General features: G+C 75.7%; 1 protein-coding gene. It reads right to left on the bottom strand.

Annotation, left to right across the window (positions count from 1 at the left end; all coding sequences use genetic code 11):
* Window positions 1-120 precede the first annotated feature (120 nt).
* On the bottom strand, window positions 121-1,515 hold the full coding sequence (locus ACSNOK_RS32970; protein WP_436784463.1) for an MFS transporter: 1,395 nt from the start codon (window positions 1,513-1,515) through the stop codon (window positions 121-123).
* Window positions 1,516-1,520: the final 5 nt, after the last annotated feature.

Below are 1,520 nucleotides of genomic sequence, written 5' to 3'. Positions count from 1 at the left end.
GGCGGGGCGGGCGACGCGGGTGTGGCCCGTGGCTGACGGGCCGGTGCCGAGGCGCCCTGATCTCCGGTCCTCCCCGGAAGGGGACCGGGCGCAGGGCGCGGCGGCGTCCCGGCGCCGGGCTCACACCCGGTCGGGCCGCCGTACGTACACCGCCCACGTCACCGCCATGCAGAGCACGTACCACGCCAGGAAGGCCAGGTAGGCGGGTTCGCCGCTGCCGCCGGCGAGGAAGGCCTGCCGGAAGGCGACGTTGATCAGGACGCCGCCGAGCGCCCCGACCGCGCCCGCGATGCCCATGACGGCGTTGGCGTGCCGGTGCGCACGCCGGTCGGCGGCCTCGGGGTCCGCGCCGGCCTCCACCGCGCGGCGGGCGGCGGCGCGGTGGAGGGCCGGGATCATCTTGAAGGCCGAACCGTTGCCGACGCCGCTGAGCACGAAGAGCAGCACGAACCCGGCCAGGAACAGCGGCAGGGACCCCCACCGCGACGCGGCGAGCACCACGGCCGTGCCGCCCGCCATGCCGGCGAACGTCCAGAAGGTGACGCGGGCCCCGCCCCACCGGTCGGCGAGCACACCGCCCACGGGACGGACCAGCGAACCGAGCAGCGGCCCGAGGAACGTCAGCGAGGCGGCCCGCACGGGCGTCGGGAAGGCGTCCGGGAACTGCACCAGCAGCACCTGCCCGAAGGCGAACCCGAAGCCGATGAAGGAACCGAAGGTCCCGATGTAGAGCAGGGACACCGTCCAGGTGTGCCCCTGCCGGGCGACCTCGCGCAGCGGCCGGCCCGGCGGGCGCGCCCCGCCGAGGTCGTCCATGTACAGGGCGGCGGCGAGGGCCGCGACCACGATGAGCGGGATGTACACCAGGACGATCAGCCGGGGGTGCCCGGCGCCCGCGGTGCCCAGCACCAGCAGCCCGAGCAGTTGCACGGCGGGCACGCCGAGGTTGCCGCCGCCGGCGTTGACGCCGAGCGCGCGGCCCTTGAGGCGCTGGGGGTAGAACGCGTTGATGTTCGCCATCGACGACGCGAAGTTGCCGCCCCCGACCCCCGCGACGGCGGCGACGAGCAGCAGCGTCGAGTAGGACACGCCCGGCCGGAGGACGGCCGCCGCGAGCGCGGTGGGGACGAGGAGGAGGCCCGCGCTGATCACCGTCCAGGTCCGGCCGCCGAACACGGTCACGGCGACCGTGTAGGGCAGCCGCAGCGCACCGCCGACGAGCGTGGGCACCGCGGTGAGCGTGAACTTCCCGGCCGGGTCCACCCCGTATTCGGGGCCGAGGAACAGGACCAGCACGGACCACAGGCTCCACACCGAGAAGCCGATGTGCTCGCAGAAGACGGACAGGACGAGGTTGCGCCGGGCGGTCCGGGCACCGCCGGCCGCCCAGAACTCCGGGTCCTCGGGCCGCCAGTCCTCGACGCGCCGGCGGTGGCGCCGCGGGCGCGTGGCGGCGGAGACGGGTGGTGAATCAGGGGCGAGTGAGGAATCGGGGGCGGGGGCGGCATCCGCCACCGGGG

The sequence above is a fragment of the Streptomyces sp. URMC 126 genome, assembly GCF_051386555.1.
Classification (GTDB): domain Bacteria; phylum Actinomycetota; class Actinomycetes; order Streptomycetales; family Streptomycetaceae; genus Streptomyces.
The sequence above is the reverse complement of the archived record's forward strand: the minus strand, read 5'-3'. Positions and strand labels throughout refer to the sequence as shown.